The following is a 16,002-nucleotide window of genomic DNA, read 5'->3' as shown; positions in this document are numbered from 1 at the left end:
TCCTCGTTGGCTGCGCGCATTTCTTGCTTCGAGGTTTCATGATCCTCAATGGTTGTGCGCAACTGCTTCTTGGTCCAGGCTAACTCCTCCCGTAGGTCGTCGCTTCCCGAATCCATGCTCACCTCAGCTTCTGCACCCCCATCGAGGCGGTCGGGAACGGTGCGATCTTTGATAAACATGACCAGCGCCGTCCCATTTGCGTTTGCAGGCGTGGTGCCTTTCGAGGGCGCTACGAAAAGACGGATCCACTCGGTGGTGCCATTGAGTTGAACCTGCACCGGGGCCGCATTGACCTCTTCTTGGTCTGCAAATGCATTGCGCAGCGATGTTTGCAGCTTGATCTGCAGCTCGGGGCGCACCACTTCCACGATATTGGCGCTGGGTGCACCGTCGGGATGCTCCAGGTAGCGCCCGACTCCTCTGGAGAGATGCACAATGGTGTAGTTTTTATCGACCACGGCACTGGGCGGCGCGCAGGTTGCCAGCATGCGCTGGTGGATCTGAGCAGCCGTTGAATTGCTCGGAGACGGATCGGTCTGCTTCGTCTCTCGCCAGCGCGGTTCGGTGATCTCCAGCGACGTGGTGGGCAGTTCGGGAACGGTGCTATTTTTATTTCGCGTGCTCTGGTATAAGCAGTGCGTTTTATCCACCACCCGAAAGAGGTCGTCTACGCTGCCGGTCGATTCGGAGCTTCCCAGAAAGAGATGGCCGCCGTCGTTCAGCGCATAGTTAAACAGCTTGAACACCGACGTCTGCAGGTCGCGCCGCAGATAGATCAGGAGATTGCGGCACGAGATCAGATCCAGCTTTGAAAAGGGCGGATCCCGCAGCAGGTCGTGCGGCGTAAAGATGACACACTCGCTTAGGATGTCTTTGACGACGTACCATGCCTCTTCATCGCGAAAGTAGGTGTTCAGGTAGCGGGCAGGCACATCGGCTGCAATCGACGCGGGGTAGCGTCCGGCCCGGGCCTTGGCCAGCGCCTCTTTGTCGAGATCCGACGCAAAGATCTGAATCTGGTCAGGACTGATGTCGTGTTCACGGGCGTCCTCCAGCAGCAAGATAGCCAGCGAATAGGCTTCTTCGCCCGTGGCACAGCCCGGCACCCACACGCGAATCGGGGTTTCCTTATTCTTGTCAGCGTATAGGGCGGGAAGCACCTGCTCGCGCAGCGCGTCGAACGCCTCCGGATTCCGAAAGAAACTGCTGACGCTGATCAAGAACTCTTTTCGCAAGCGCTGTGCTTCGGCGGGCTCGTCTTCAATAAGGTCAAGGTAGGCGGATAACGAGGGCACTTGCCGTACCTGCATACGGCGCTGGATGCGGCGTAGCATGGTGGGCCGTTTGTACCGGCTGAAGTCTTGCCCGGTGTGCATACGTACCTGAGAGAAAATGGCGCGCAGCGTCTCCTGCATGTCGGCCCCCACATCGTCGGGGTCGTCTACCGTCTCCAGCGAATGCACAGTTTCGCTTCCCGTCTCAATGCGCTCGGCCAGCTTTGCCGCCGGGAGCACAAAGTCGGCTCCCTGAAGCAGTTCGATGGCGGCCCGGGGCATGCTATCGTATCCTGCCTCATCGGGCGCCTGCACCCCTGTAAGACCGCACTGCGCCGCAATGGCGCGCATCCCTACGGCTCCATCACTGCCCGCCCCAGAGAGAATAACGCCTACCGTCTCCAGCGAGGACGCCGCCAACGAACGAAAGAAGTGATCAATGGGAGCGACCCGTCCATCGGGGTCTTCGAAGGCGGTGGAGACCAGCGTGGTGCCGTCCAAATCGAGCGCATGGCCCGGTGCCACCACGTAGACGTGCCCCGCTTCCATCTCGGTAGCATCTATCACCTGACGCACGGGCATCGAGGTGCAGTGCTGAAGGACCTCGGCCAGTTCGCTTGACTGATCGGGAGACAGATGCATAACGACGACGAAGGCCATATCGGGCGCCTCCGAGAGTCCTGAAAAGAACTGCTTTAGGGCTTCAATGCCACCGGCCGAGGCACCTACACCCACCACGCGGAGGCCCGACGTAGAATCTTTGGAGGGCGAGGAAGAGATAGCCATAGCAACGATCGTAACAAATGGAAAGAGGCACACGATCATGCTACTCGTGCGCGTGAGGGAGTGCTATCTGTGCGTCATCATTCTGATACTGTGCGTAGAGAGGGCTACAGAATGCTAAATGTGAAGTGAATTGCGTGTATCTGATATGTTACATTGAATCCGGTTTCATTGTGATTGTTCAAATATAGTGCTGTGTCAATCCTCATTTTGATGGTTGCTCTGTAATCATCCTCCCACGAAGTCTGTCATGGTGAGCGCAGTCGAACCATCTCCTCGTCATTCAGAAGGTACGGCGGGACAGAGGGCCCTGCCAACCTTGGTGGAGATCTTTATTCACTGCGTTCATCAGTCGCTTCGCTCGTGTCAGGACTTCGCACCTGCTAAGTAGACCCACAAAAGTATCTTAGCAGGTGTGTCCTCGTAACGAGAGGCTGCCACCTTGCTCTGGATCCTGGATCGCGCTCGCAGGCTCGCTTGTCCAGGATGACGGGTCGGGAAGAAGGCGGTGGGTTGAAAGTAATTGTTCTCGCATTGAGCATCGCCCTCCCCAACGTCATCCCGGACGAAAGCGGAGCGGAGATCCGGGATCTTCTTCAGGGTACCAAGCTTACCTCAAACAAAATCGCCAAGGATGAACAGGTAACGTACTTTCACTATCCTACTTAATCTTCAGGACTTACGCAGTTGCCGCTTACGAATGTCATCTCGTCGCGAGGCTCTGCCTCGTGACGCCGTCGTTTAGGGGCTCCGCCCCGTCCACAGGCAGGAAATGACGCCCCACGGGTCAAGTGCGTAACTCCTAATCTTATGGATGCGACGCAGCCTGCCCCTCCGAGGAGGGTTCCTCAAGCGTGGCACGCAGCTCGCGGAGATAGGCGGGCGTGTCGAGCAGGCGCGGTCCGTACCATGAAAAGCACTGTCCATCCACAACATGCACAGGCGTATCGGGACAGGCGGCGCGCAGGTCGTCTGTAAAGGCGTCTTTCTGATGGAACGGGAACGGCTCGGTGCTGCACAGAATCACGTCGAGGTCAGCGGCCGACAGGTCATCGAGCGTGATTTCGGGGTAGCGTGTGGCATTGGCCCACGGCGAGGTGAAGCCGCCGTAGCGCATCACGTCATGGATAAACGTATCGCCGCCCACCGTCATATGCGGATCGCGCCAGATGAGATAGGCCGCGCTTAACGGCGCCCAATCTGGAAGTCCCGCAAAGCGCTTGGTGATCGTTGTGGCCGTCTGTCGTGCTCTCTGTTCCCGATCCACAAGCTGCCCCATGCGGCGAATCATGGCCGTGGCCCCATCTACCGTAGATACGTCCGTAACGTACACCGGGGCGTATGCGCTTAGGGCCTGGACATCGGCCCTGGTGTTTTCCTCCTGATTGGCGAGGATGAGGTCAGGCTGCAAGCGGGCTACGCATTCGGCATCCACCTGCTTGGTGCCGCCCACGATGGTCTTGGCCTCGCGCCAGCCCGCCGGACGCTCGCAGAAGCGCGTGAGGCCCACGACTTCGTCATCGAGCCCCAGCCCATGCAGCAGATCCGTTAGACTGGGCACCAGCGAGATGATGCGCGTGGGCGGATCCGCGAGGACGATGGGGCGGCCCAGGGCATCGGTCGTGTCGGCGAAGGGCGCGGACATAGCGGCGTGGGTCTACTGAAAGAAGGTGGCTCCGAAGAGCACGATCCCCGCCAGTGCGCTTACGACGGCGATGGTGTTCAGCATCGGGAGCGGGCGCTGCAGCGAGTGCTGGATCGGGTTGCGCACACCCATCATCACGCCTGCCAGTCCCAGCAAGAAGTCAGAGGCCGCCCCTAAGAAATTGCTTTCGGCATAGCTTCCGTACGCCATATACATCAGGAAGAGGCCGAAGGCCAAGAGCAGCAGGTCGATGAGCGAGATCGGGGTGTCGTCGCCGACGGCGTCGTTGGAGGGCGTGTCGTTTGAGGGGTTAGTCATAGGAGGGCGGGGGGATGCGCAGTTAGGAGGTTGCAGCGAGGGTGTCGAGCAAACGTGTAGGTAGTTCGCCGAATGCGCCGTTGCTCATCGTCACGACCACATCGCCGGGCTGGGCGAGTTGTTGCAGACGGTGCAGCGTGTCGTCGGGGTCGTCGGCAACAGTGGCGTAGACGCCGCGCTCGCGGATGGTAGCGGCTACGGCGTGGACGTCGAGGCGGTCATTGGCGTGGTCGTTATGGCGAAAGGGCGGTGTGCTGATCACCACCTGGTCAGCGGCGTCGAAGGCTTTGGCGTATGCGGTGGCGAAGCGTGCGCGGCGGCTGGTGTTGGAGCGGGGTTCGAACGCCACAACCAGACGACGCTCCGGATAGGCCGTCCGCAGTCCGCGCAGGGTCATTTGCACCGCCGTGGGGTGGTGTGCAAAGTCGTCGATTACGGTAATATCGTTCACTACGCCACGCACCTCCTGGCGACGTGCTACGCCCTCGAATGTCTCAAACCCGCGGGCGACCTGCCTGCTATTGCATCCCTCACTAAACGCAATGAGCGCCACAGCCAGCGCATTCTGGAGGTTATGGCGTCCATGCAGCGGGAGCATGTAGGAGCCGCGTTCCAGTCCGCCCATAGTGATGGTAAAGCGCTGCCCCTCGGGCCCGGCCTCGTGGTCGGTGATCGTTACATCGTTGCTGGGATCGAGCCCGTAGGTACGTACGCGTCCGTCGGTGTGGGGGCCGAGGCGCGCTACGGCGGGGTCGTCGCCACAGAGCACGAGCAATCCGTCGCGCGCACCGAGCGTGCCCACAAAGGCTTCGAATGCCTCGCGGTAGGCCGCTTCGTCGGTAAAGACATCGGCGTGGTCGAACTCCAGTGACGTCACGATGGCCTTGTCCGGCCGGTAGTGCATGAACTTGGGCCGGTCGTCGAAATAAGCGCTGTTGTACTCGTCGCCCTCAATGACAAACGGCTGGTCGGTGCCCAGGTGCGCGCTTTTTCCTGTGCTCTGCAACACCCCACCAATCAGGTATCCGGGATCGGCCTCGGCGGCGCGAAGCGTATGGGTAAGGAGCGAGGTGGTTGTGGTTTTGCCGTGTGTGCCTGCCACGACGATAGAGCGGCGGTCGTCTGTCAGGAACGTGTGGCCGAGCGCTTCCGGAAACGACTGCTGCACCAGGCCCTGCTCGCGGGCGTATGCGGCTTCGGGATGGGTGGGCGTACAGGCATTTCCTACGACGGTGAGGTCGGGCGCCGGGTCGAGATGGGCAGCGTCGTATCCCTCAAGCACCGGAATGCCGCGCGCATTGAGTTGTGTGCTCATCGGGGGATACGCGGCTTCGTCGCTGCCCCGTACGTTGTACCCGGCTTCGTCGAAAAGCTGTGCCAGCGAGCCCATACCCGTGCCGCAGATGCCAATCAGGTAGACATCGTTGATGGCATCGGGGGCAGGCACGGCAGGGCGATCGAACGAGCGCAGATTGGTATCAGACGGCATAGATGCAGGACAGGCAAAACGCAAAAAGAAGAGGCCCCGCGGCCCCAGTGGTAGGGTGGCAATAGCGCGGCAGGGCGCGTGCTACAGCGTGCTACAGCGTGCTACAGTCGGAAGCGGCGCTACTCGGAGGAGGAAGCATCGGGTGGAGCGAGGCTGCTCGACGACGACTTGGTATCTTCTTCAGAGGCAGCGACCATGTCGGACTGCGTTGCGACGTCGTCCGAGACCATGCCGAGTTTTTTGGCGCGGCGAAACCACTGCTTGCGTGCGAGGTCTTGCATATCCTCAACCGAGTCTGCTTCGTCGACAATCTCCATGCCGAGGAGCGTCTCCACGACATCTTCCATTGTCACGAGGCCCGCTACGCCGCCATACTCGTCAACGACGAGCGCGATATGCTCCAGGCGATCGAGCATGCGTTCGAGCACATCGGGAAGCGGCAGGGTTTCCTGCACAACGATCATCTCGCGGGCCAGCTTAGAGAGCGGCACGTCCAAGTTTTCTTGAGCCGCCCGCAGCAACAATTCATCTTTGAGCACATAGCCGGTTACCTCATCACGATTTTTGCCGTAGACAGGGATCCGTGAAAAGCGAAACTCATCATGCTCCTTCACAACCTCACCGATGGTCTCGGTTTCGGGAAGTGCAAACACGACCGTGCGCGGCGTCATGACATCTTGCACGCGCAGCGAGTTAAACCGGAAGAGATTGCGCAGGATATGCGACTCTTTCTCTTCGAAGACGCCCTCTTCCTCGCCGAGTTCAGCCAGCGCGGTAAACTCCTCGCGGCTAAAGGAGCTCTGGTCTTCGCCACTCGACAGCAGGTAGGAAAGGCCCTGCGACAGTTTTACAAACGGCCACATCACAAGAATGGTGGGGCGCAGAATGGTGACTACGGCAGGAGCCAAGTTACGCCAATACACCGCGCCCAGTGTCTTCGGGATAATCTCCGAGAACACAAGGATCATGAGCGTAAGCACGGCTGAAATGACCCCCACGTACGCATCCCCGAAGACGACAGCAGCCTGCGCACCAGCTCCGGCAGCACCTACCGTATGGGCAAACGTGTTCAGGCTCAGGATGGCTGCCAGCGGTCGATCAATGTCCTCTTTGTACCGCTTCAGCTCCTCGCCGATTGCATTTCCGTCGCGCTCCAGTGCTGCCATGTATGACGGCGTGATACTTAGCAGCACCGCCTCCATAACCGAGCACAGGAACGAGACACCGATAGCCAGTGCAACATATAAGAGTAATAAACCCATGCAGCGAGCGCGACTTGTCTGGAGCGGAAGACGTGTGCAGTAGGGCAACACGCATTTGCATCCGCAAGCAACGACACACGATTGTGAAGGAGGTAGGCGAGGGTGAGTAGCAAGAATGCACAGCCACCGATGCAGTTTCTATCTGTAATGGAATAGGAGCGGAGCTTACCCCGCTTTCCCTGATGGAGCCTGCTGGAACTGGGCCAAGACCGTACGGCACCGGTCGGGAATGCTCTCATCGAAGTGATGGCGCAAGTACGCATTCACCAGTTCTTGCACGCGGCGACGTACAGGCGGCGTCATGTGCATGCGAAGCACCGTGTCGAGATCAGCACGGGCGAGGATCGCATAGGCTCGGAGCGCAGCACGCGGGGCTTGCTGGGCCGTGCTGGGATGCGTTTCAATAGGATACACGCCGCCGTCGGCCAGCGAGAGCCAGCCGGTGTCTTCGACAGCTTCAACGCGTTCACGTCGGATTGCAGGTGCTACCCCCAGCGCTTCGGCCAGCCGCAGCTGAAAGAACGGCCACAGCGTCTGTGAACGCTCCTCTTCTGCGTCCAGCCGGTGTAGCACGCGCACCAATAGTTCAAAGATCGCGGGTTGGGGATTTTCATCGCTTATCAGGGCGTCGGTAAGTTCGACCATGCGCAGTCCCAGCGTGATCTTGGGAAGCTGGTCATGCAGTGTGCGGTACGTGGTCACGTGGCTGCTTTCGCTCAGCATCTGCAAGCTGCGCGTGGGCTTGTAGTAGAACACCACCTGCGTGTGGGCCATGGGCTGCAAGGTTGCGCCAAACTTGCTTTTTGTGCGGCGGGCCCCTTTCGCCAGTACCGCCGTTTTGCCGCGCTTGCGTGTAAGCAGCGTCACAATGCGGCTACTCTCGCTGTAGTCAAGTCCACGCAAAACAACCGCTTCGGTGCGAATAATGTCACGCTGTGCCATAGCCAACCACACAATCTGTAAAAATAGGCATTGCACGAGACGTTACGAATCCGGCCCACTCGGGTCTGCACAACACACACATGCTGCAAACAACCGACTCGTGTAGGCATGCGCTGGCTGTACCGATGGCAACGTCACGTAGCACTTACCGCGCTTGAAACTACCGTTCTGCTCGGACTGGTGAGTCTGCTGCTGCTTGGGCTTGGCGTAGAGCATTGGCAGATGCGCCAAATCCCTCCTCTGGCCGACTCGTTTCCGCCTGAGGCGGTGGAGCGCGATACGGCAGCCGACACCTCGGGGGCGGTCTCTGCTAATCCCGAGGATGCTGCTTCTGGGGACGCTGCGCCCTCGCTTGCCGCGCCCCCTCCGCCTCCGGTGAATGTGAATACCGCCGACGCGGACATGCTCCAGACGCTTTCCGGAATTGGACCGGCGCTTTCGGAGCGAATCATTACCCATCGAACAACCCATGGCCCCTTCCAATCGGTGGAGGGACTTCAATCGGTGTCGGGCATTGGCCCAAAGACCGTAGAATCGATCGCAGAACGTGTGGTGCTGTCTGATGATGAGTAGCGGCTTCCAGTTTTGTCACGGAGGCAGCAGGTATCGCTGACCGCCCAGGGCAAGACACTTACAACGGACTTGAAACTGCTATGACTGCGGGCGCGCCGGCTCATCGTCAGGAGCCATTTTATCGTCAGGAGTCGGTTCGTCGTCAGAGGAAGGCGCAGCATCACGCTCCTCAAGCCGCTCGGCTACCGCTTCGGGGGTCCACTGTTTGCTCACCTCCTTCTCTCGATCCAGGAAACGCCAGATCGGCACAAGCAAGGCCGCAGCCAGCGTAAAGAAGACCACCAATGTTGGGATTGTAATGAGCCAAAACTGGGCATCCATAGCGGCCAAGGTACGTAAGTGAGCAGGCAACGAGCACCGAAGGGATTCGTAGTAACGCTGTATCCATGTAGGCGTTCACACTGCTTCGCTCTGTGTATCTATTTCGCAGATGCGAACATGCGCCGGTCCTATTGATTGATACACTCGGTTGCGCAGTTCATCGCTCAAGGCGCTCTGTGCCCATGGAAGATTGCATGGGTCCATGTAGCCTGCGCATTCCCAACCATGTCGTATCCAAACGCCCCAATCGCATGCTTGACTCGTCTACCTCGTCGGCCACCCACCTGCTCGTCGTCGAAGATGATCCTGAAGTGGGTGATGGTCTTGAAGAGTTCTTCACGCTCAAGGGATACCATGTGTCGCGCGTGGCCGACGGCAAACAGGCGCTGCAAGAGATCACCTCGCTGCCGCCCTACGATCTGATCATCTTAGACGTGATGCTTCCCAACAAGAGCGGGTTTGAGATTCTGCGGGAGGCGCGCAAATCGGGCGTCGACTCGCCCGTCATCATGCTCACCGTCAAGGCCAGCGAGCAAGACAAACTGCGCGGCTTTGAGTTGGGAGCCGACGACTACGTCACCAAACCGTTCGATGCCGAAGAACTTGCCGCTCGTGCGCAAGCCGTGCTGGAACGCAGCCAGCAGAACACGGATGTTGACGACGGCTTCAGCTTTGGAAATGTCGAGGTTGACTTCTCCAGTCAGACCGCCCGACGCGATGACGAAACGGTCGAGTTCACTTCGCTGGAGTTCGACATTTTAACCTACTTCATTGAACATCGAGGGCGTACGGTAAGCCGTAAGCAGCTCTTGCGCGACGTGTGGGGCATCAGCGGCGACATTGCCACGCGTACCATCGACCGGCATGTGGCCTCGCTCCGCAAAAAGATTGAGCCCGATCCTACCGACCCCACCTATATCGAGACGGTATACGGTATTGGGTATAAGTTTTCGATTTGACACTCCCCCGGCTTCAGCCGAGTATCTGTTTAGCGTGGTTCAATAACCGCCCAGCACAGGTTCGCGGGCTACAAGTCGCCAAACACGTACTCAGCCTGGGTTCTACCATTCATCGACCGGAACCGACGACCTCAAACGTGTCGGGGTTCCTCAAGTCTCCAGGTGCTTTTCTCTTCCCTGAAAGGCGAGAAGGGGCCGTGTACCCTTGCACAAACAGCGGCTGCTTCTACGGGGCTCTACACACCCTTCTCGCGCTCTACCCAATATCGTAGTTAGTCAGCATTTGGTGACGATATCTCAAGTGCCGTTGCGTCGTTAGGGGAGACGCGGTGGCACTCTCGTTACGCCCCCTGCCCCGCCGCAATGTCGGCGGCTTCGTGCTCGCGCGACATGTCTTCGAGCGTTTTGCCCATCGTTTCTTCGATGTACTGCTGCACGAACACGAACGCAATCACGCCAAACGCGGCGTAGATGCCGTACGACACGCCCAGTCCTACGCTGGCGAGCAGCACCGGAAAGGTCATGGTAATCGTAAAGTTCGAGAGCCACTGCACCAGCCCCGCCATGGCCAGCGCCGCACCGCGGAAGCGATTCGGAAACATCTCGCCGAGCATCACCCACATGATAGGGCCCCACGAGAACGCAAAGAAGGCAATGTACGCGTTGGCTGCCAGCAGCGCCACAAGACCCGCGTTGTCGCTCATCTCCAGCGTGTCGGCGCCCCCCGAAGCGGCGGTGCCGAATACAAACGCCATCACACCAAGCATGGCCGCTTGCCCCAGCGCGCCAATCAGCAGCAGCGGACGGCGGCCCACTTTGTCGATGAGGGCAATCGCAATGAAGGTGAACCCGACGTTCACCGAGCCGCTAATCACGTTCTGCATGAGTGCGTTCGATTCGTCGAATCCGGCAGCTTGCCAGAGCGTGGCGCCGTAGTAAAAGATGACATTGATACCAGTAAACTGCTGCAACGCCGCGAGACCGAGGCCGACCCACACAATGGGATGCACGCGCCCGGTGTGCTCGCTCACAATGTCGGAGAGGCGCGGCTTGCGCGTATCGAGCACGGTGTCTTTGATGTCGGCCACGGTCTGCTTGGCCTTCTCTTTGGCGTTGAGCAGGCGTTGCAGCACATCCTGCGCCTCGCCTTCGCGCCCAGCGGCCACCAGGTAGCGCGGGGATTCGGGAATAAACAGCAGGCTAATCAGGAAGATGGATCCGGGGATGATCTCTACCCAGTACATCCAGCGCCAGGCCGGAAAGTCGAACCAGAAGAGATCGGAGGCGCTTCCAGCAGACCCGGCAATGAGGTAGTTGCTGAGGAACGCAATAAACAGCCCAACTACAATCATGAGTTGCTGCAGCGTGGCCATACGCCCTCGGATGTGCGCGGGCGAGATCTCGCTGATGTAGGCGGGCGCCAGCACGCTTGCCGCACCGACAGCAATCCCGCCCACAATCCGGAAGAAGACGAAAGGAGTCGAGCCCCAGGCTACGCCTGAGCCCCACGCGCTGAAGATGAACAGACACGCGGTAGCGATCATCACCAGGCGGCGGCCAAACTTGTCGGCCACGGTTCCAGCAAAGAACGCCCCCACCGCGCTTCCCAACAGCATCGACGCCACGTTGAATCCGGTGCCCACCGCGTCCGAGTTAAAGGCCTCTTGCAACGCATCTACGGTGCCGTTGATGACGCCGCTGTCGAATCCAAACAGAAACCCGCCCAGGGCGGCGGACATCGAGATGAGGATGACCAGCAGGGTGTTGCCCTGGCCTTCGTCGGGCGCGGGAATTGCTGACTCGTTGTCTTGCATGGAGACAGGTGGGTCGGTGCGCGAGTGTGAATGCGGATGTGCAGTATAAGGATGCTACGGCAGTGATGCCACCTCGGCGTTTTGGATGCGCAGCGTGTGGGCGGTGTCGAGGGGTACATCCATAATCTGAACGTGTAGCTGCTGCGTGTCGGCATCGTAGTGGAAGCCCCCGTTTTCGGCGACCTCCTCAGCCGAGCCGCGCTGCGGCAGGTCGGTGCTGTTGTGCGTCACCGCCGTGGGGGCGTCGGCCAGGCGGTGCACGGTGGGCGCCAGGGTGCGCGCGGTGGGCTGCCCGTCGTACGACCCGGCGGCGGCTTCTACCGTGAGGTCGAGCACGGGCGCGCCGTCTACGGTGTGGCGCGTCTGGTGCAGCGCGGTGGTGGCGTAGGCGCCCTCGTCGTACGCCAGCGTGCTGCCATCGTCTTCGTAGAGCGAGGCGCTGTGGCGGGTATCGGGGCCAGGGTATACATCCAGGTGCAGTTCGTCTTGCGGCTGTGCGCTGGTGTGGGGGGCTACCGGACGCATCGGGATGATGCTGCCAGCACGCACGAACAGCGGCATTTCATCGAGCGGCGCGTCTACGGTAACGGATTGTCCGCCTGTGTAGGCGTCTCCACTCCAGTAGTGAATCCACGCGCCTTCGGGCAGTTCAACCGTTTTCTCGCGCTGCCCTTCGGTCATGACAGGGGCTACGAGGAAGGCATCCCCAAAGAGGTAGGCGTCGTCATAGTTCGCAAGCGCCGGGTTGTCCGCATCCGCAAAAAAGAGCGGACGCGTAAGCGGCATGCCGGTGGTGTGGTTTTCGTGGGCGAGCGTGTAGAGGTACGGCATGAGGCGATAGCGCAACTGCACGTAGTCGCGCACGATGGACAGCGTTTCGTCGCTGAAGCGCGTGGGCTCGGTGGCCTGGTCGTCTACGCCGTGCGGACGCATGGTGGGCGTGAAGGCGCCGTGCTGCAGCCAGCGCGTGTACAGTTCGTCGGTCGTGGTGCCGTTGGTGAATCCGCCCAGATCGGAGCTGTAGTAGGCGAGTCCCGACAGGCTCATGTTCAGCAGCATGGGCGGTTGCGATTGGAGTCCGGTGAAGCTGCGGCCTACGTCGCCCGACCACAAGAACGTGCTGTAGCGCTGAATGCCTGCAGAGCCGGCGCGCGTCAGGTTCACGAGGCGCTGGTTGGGACGCCAGTCGCGGTAGCCGTCGAACAGCGTCTTGGCCCAGAGCAGGTTGTAGGCGTTGTGCACCGAGGCCACGCTGCCCTCGTAGTGCTGCATGCCTTCGGGGTGCTCCTCGGGCTCGCCCAGATCGGTCCAGAGGCCGCCCATCTCTTCGCCCATGAAGACCGGGTACTGCCCCCACCACCAGGCGCGGGCGGCGGGATTCGTGAGGTCAACCAGCGCAGCCTGGCAGCCTTCGTCGCTCTCTGCAACGGACTCGGTGCACGACCACCAGTCGTCGATCAGGTACGGGTCGCCGGTTTCGTCTTGAGCGAAGTACCCGGCCTGGGCGCCCTGGTCGAAGAGGCCGGATTCAGGCACAAGAAACGGCTCGGTGATGGCAATCGTCTCGACGCCGTCCGCGCGCAGATCGCGCATCATCTGGAACGGCTCCGGGAAGCGCTCGCGGTTCCATCGCAGGTCGCCCATGTGCTCGAACCAGTAGAGGTCGAGGATGAGCGCGTCGATGGGGATGTCGTTCTCGCGCAACTCGTCAACGATGGCGCGGGCATCGTCTTCGGTGCGGTAGCCGTACTTCGACTGGATGTAGCCCAGCGCCCATTTCGGCGGCATGGGCTGGCGTCCGGTGAGCGCAGTGTACTGCTCCAGTTGCGCCGGGATGTCGGGGGCCGCCATCAGATAGTAGGTGAGGGCACCGCCCTCCACATCCACCGAAAAAGTATTGGATTCAGCGGCGCCGATGTCGAAGCGCGTGGGCCAGGTGGTGTCTACGTACAGTCCGTATCCGCTACTGGTAACAGCCAGCGGCACGTTCACCTTCATTTCGGGCGGGGCCTCCTGGTAGCCGTACTGCTGCGTATTGTAGAGATCGAACACCTCGCCGCGCAGATTGAGCGATCCGGCGCGTTCTCCGGTGCCGTAGACGTGGGTGTCGTCATCCAGATGAAAGCCGAGGCGGTGGCCGTCGTCGTTACGGGTGTAGCGCGTGGATTCGCGGGTGAGTGGCGTGCCGTCGGCCTCCGTAAAGCGCAGTTGGAGCGGCGCTTTCTGCACCTGCACCGCCAGCGCCTCGCTGCGCACCCAGAGCGCATCCTCGCGGTCGCGCACGGTGGGCGGCGTACCCTCGGCCTCTTGCACCACCGCGACCGACGAATCGGGCCGGGCGGCACCAGGGGCGGTCCAGTCCACGCGCACCACATCGGGGGCCTGGAACGTGAGGTGTGCGGTGGCGCTGTCGCCTTCCACAACGACGGTGGACCCACGCACGTCATGACCGACGTACTCCCCGGTCGATTGCGCCCACACGGGGCCGTGCATCCAGAACAACAAGGCAACGAGGGCACATCCGGCGTACCGGGATAAGGGGTTCATATACGGGTAACAGGTTTATCAGTCGAATTCGATCGGTGGGATTCGGAAGCGCAGCGGCTCCACATCGCCAAATACGGCGCTTACAGGGAGGAATCGGCTGCACTGGAGTCGGGGTCGTCGGTCCAAATGATGGTCGTGGCCGCCGGAAGGGTTGTGCCGGTGTCGGTGTCTTGCACCGCTTCATCCGAGGCGTGCCACACGGTGGCATAGCGCGTGCGCAGGTCGTCGGGCAGCGTCACGTCGATGGATTCGTCGCTCACGTTGTGTGCAATGAGCAGCGATTCGCCCTCGTCGGTGCGGCGCTCGTAGATGGAGAGCGCTTCGGGCATCTCTTCGTAGGTTACGGGATGCAGCGTGCCGCGTCGCAGAGCCTCGGTATCGCGGCGCAGGTGGATGAGCTCGCGGTAGAGTTGCAGCAGCGAGTCGTTCTCTTCGTTCTGCATCGACACCGGCGTTACGGTGTCGTCGGTGGAGTACTCGGGGTCGATCCAGGTGGTGCGCAGGCTGTCCTCGTCTTCGGGTGCCCAGAGCATGGGCTCGCGGATGTTGGGATCGGGCTTTTCGCCATACATCCCGATTTCTTCGCCGTAGTAGACGTAGGGCGAGCCCGGCAGCGTAAACAGCAGATACGCGGCGGTGCGCATCTGAGCCCGGTCGGGCAGTTCGCCTATGATGCGCGGCTGATCGTGGTTGGTGAGAAACGTGGCGTCGATGAAGGAAGACGCGATGTCATTGTACGTGGCTCGCGTATCCGCCAGTTCAACAGCCAGCGAGTCGCCGGTACCTGTTTGCAGCGCCTCGATGATATTCCCCGAGAGGTCGAAGTTAAAGAGCGAGTGCAGCCCTTCGAAGTAGGGGGCCACGGCCTCGGCATCGTCCCACACCTCGCCCACGAGCAGCACATTGGGGTCTTCAGCTTCCATTTCGGAGCGGAATTCGCGCCACCAGGCTTTGGTGTCATCGGCGCGGTCGTCTTCGAAGATATGCTTGGCCGCATCCAGGCGAAACCCGTCGACACCTTTGTCGAGCCAGTACTCCCCGATGGAAATGATCGAGTCGCGCACGGCGGGGTTGTCGAAGTTGAGGTCGGGCATGCCGCCCCAGAAATAGCCGTAGTAGCGCTGCTGATCGAGCCCGTCTTGCACATCGTCGATCTCCTCGACCGCGTGCCACTGTTCGGCGTTGTCGGTATCGGGGCCGGCATCGACCTCGGCGCCAGCCACAGCCTCCGCATCCTGCCAGACGTAGAAGTCGTAGTACGGGCTGGTGGTGTCGGCCACGGCCTGCTGAAACCACGGATGATCGCGGGCGGTGTGGTTCACCACCAGATCCATGATGATCTTGATGTCGCGCGCCTCGGCCTCGTCGAGCAGGCGTTCAAAGTCGTCCATCGTGCCATAATCCGGGTGGATGGCGCGGTAGTCGGTCACATCGTACTTGTGATACGAGGGCGACGGGTGCACCGGCAGCAGCCAGATGGATTCGAAGCCCATCTCGTCGATGTAGTCGAGCTTCTGGATGAGCCCGTCGAAGTCGCCAATGCCATCGTCGTTGCCATCGGCAAAGGAGTGCACGAACACGTGGTAGGTGGTGCCATAGTGCCAGGCGGGCGCATCGTCGGTACTGGATGCCGGTTCTTCGTCAGGCACATCGGCCCCATCGCATCCGGCCCCGATGCCGAGCCCCAGTGCCAGCAAAACCCAAACGACGAGCGGCAGACGACGAGCGGTAGGACACATTCTCATATAGAACAGCAGGATCGGTTATAAAAGCAGGACTTACGCAGTTGCGTCTCAAAAACGTCATCTCGTCGCGAGGCTCCGCCTCGTGACGCCGTCGTTTAGGGGCTCCGCCCCGTCCTCATGCAGGAAATGATGCCATTTCAGGTCAAGTGCGTAACTCCACAAAAGACACGTCGTGTCCACAGGGCACCCCGCTGTGTATCCACACGAGGCTATGTGACCAACCTGGCGGGCTACGGACGACCGGGCTCGGCGAAGGGCGTAAGATCGATCTGGTTTGACCCATCGCTTTCCAGATCCTCGGCGGTGGCCGTTACGCGATAGTAGTAGAGC

The 16,002-nt window shown here is 60.6% G+C and carries 12 protein-coding genes; 2 read left to right on the top strand and 10 right to left on the bottom strand.

Annotated elements, in window-relative coordinates; translation table 11 throughout:
- From R6U20_RS10800 to recO, 6 genes are all read right to left on the bottom strand, one after another.
- Window positions 1–2,060: CheR family methyltransferase (locus tag R6U20_RS10800; protein WP_410337869.1), on the bottom strand; the 2,060-nt coding region annotated here is incomplete at its 3' end.
- Window positions 2,061–2,865: 805 nt separating this feature from the next.
- The gene (locus R6U20_RS10795; protein WP_410337868.1) at window positions 2,866–3,702 is read right to left on the bottom strand and encodes a helical backbone metal receptor; all 837 of its coding nucleotides are present in this window, start codon (window positions 3,700–3,702) and stop codon (window positions 2,866–2,868) included.
- 12 nt (window positions 3,703–3,714) lie between these two features.
- Window positions 3,715–4,020, bottom strand: coding sequence for a hypothetical protein (locus R6U20_RS10790; protein ID WP_410337867.1), 306 nt, complete (start codon window positions 4,018–4,020; stop codon window positions 3,715–3,717).
- A gap of 22 nt (window positions 4,021–4,042) precedes the next feature.
- On the bottom strand, window positions 4,043–5,509 hold the full coding sequence (murC, locus tag R6U20_RS10785) for a UDP-N-acetylmuramate--L-alanine ligase (protein ID WP_410337866.1): 1,467 nt from the start codon (window positions 5,507–5,509) through the stop codon (window positions 4,043–4,045).
- Window positions 5,510–5,628: 119 nt separating this feature from the next.
- Window positions 5,629–6,771, bottom strand: a complete 1,143-nt coding sequence (locus R6U20_RS10780; protein ID WP_410337865.1) for a CNNM domain-containing protein — start codon at window positions 6,769–6,771, stop codon at window positions 5,629–5,631.
- A gap of 165 nt (window positions 6,772–6,936) precedes the next feature.
- A complete protein-coding gene (recO, locus tag R6U20_RS10775) occupies window positions 6,937–7,713 on the bottom strand; it encodes a DNA repair protein RecO (RefSeq protein ID WP_410337864.1) in 777 nt (258 codons plus the stop codon).
- A 108-nt stretch (window positions 7,714–7,821) separates the two neighbouring features.
- On the opposite strand from recO, the gene R6U20_RS10770 reads away from it, so the two are divergent.
- Window positions 7,822–8,286, top strand: a complete 465-nt coding sequence (locus R6U20_RS10770; RefSeq protein ID WP_410337863.1) for a ComEA family DNA-binding protein — start codon at window positions 7,822–7,824, stop codon at window positions 8,284–8,286.
- 78 nt (window positions 8,287–8,364) lie between these two features.
- Here the strand turns inward: R6U20_RS10770 and R6U20_RS10765 are convergent, their stop codons facing one another.
- Window positions 8,365–8,607 (bottom strand): hypothetical protein, encoded by a 243-nt coding sequence (locus R6U20_RS10765; RefSeq protein WP_410337862.1) that lies wholly within the window; start codon window positions 8,605–8,607, stop codon window positions 8,365–8,367.
- 251 nt (window positions 8,608–8,858) lie between these two features.
- Here R6U20_RS10765 and R6U20_RS10760 point away from each other — a divergent pair, with 251 nt between their 5' ends.
- Window positions 8,859–9,566: a response regulator transcription factor gene (locus R6U20_RS10760; RefSeq protein ID WP_410337861.1), complete on the top strand. Its 708-nt coding sequence runs from the start codon at window positions 8,859–8,861 to the stop codon at window positions 9,564–9,566.
- A gap of 341 nt (window positions 9,567–9,907) precedes the next feature.
- Here the strand turns inward: R6U20_RS10760 and R6U20_RS10755 are convergent, their stop codons facing one another.
- From R6U20_RS10755 to R6U20_RS10745, 3 genes are all read right to left on the bottom strand, one after another.
- Window positions 9,908–11,380, bottom strand: a complete 1,473-nt coding sequence (locus R6U20_RS10755) for a sugar porter family MFS transporter (RefSeq protein ID WP_410337860.1) — start codon at window positions 11,378–11,380, stop codon at window positions 9,908–9,910.
- Window positions 11,381–11,434: 54 nt separating this feature from the next.
- Window positions 11,435–13,927, bottom strand: a complete 2,493-nt coding sequence (locus R6U20_RS10750) for a glycoside hydrolase family 31 protein (RefSeq protein WP_410337859.1) — start codon at window positions 13,925–13,927, stop codon at window positions 11,435–11,437.
- Between the two features lie 80 nt (window positions 13,928–14,007).
- A complete protein-coding gene (locus R6U20_RS10745; RefSeq protein WP_410337858.1) occupies window positions 14,008–15,672 on the bottom strand; it encodes an alpha-amylase family glycosyl hydrolase in 1,665 nt (554 codons plus the stop codon).
- Window positions 15,673–16,002: the final 330 nt, after the last annotated feature.

Source organism: Longimonas sp., from assembly GCF_046498435.1.
In the GTDB taxonomy this organism is placed as follows: domain Bacteria; phylum Bacteroidota; class Rhodothermia; order Rhodothermales; family Salinibacteraceae; genus Longimonas.
This window is presented reverse-complemented; position numbering and strand designations above follow the sequence as displayed.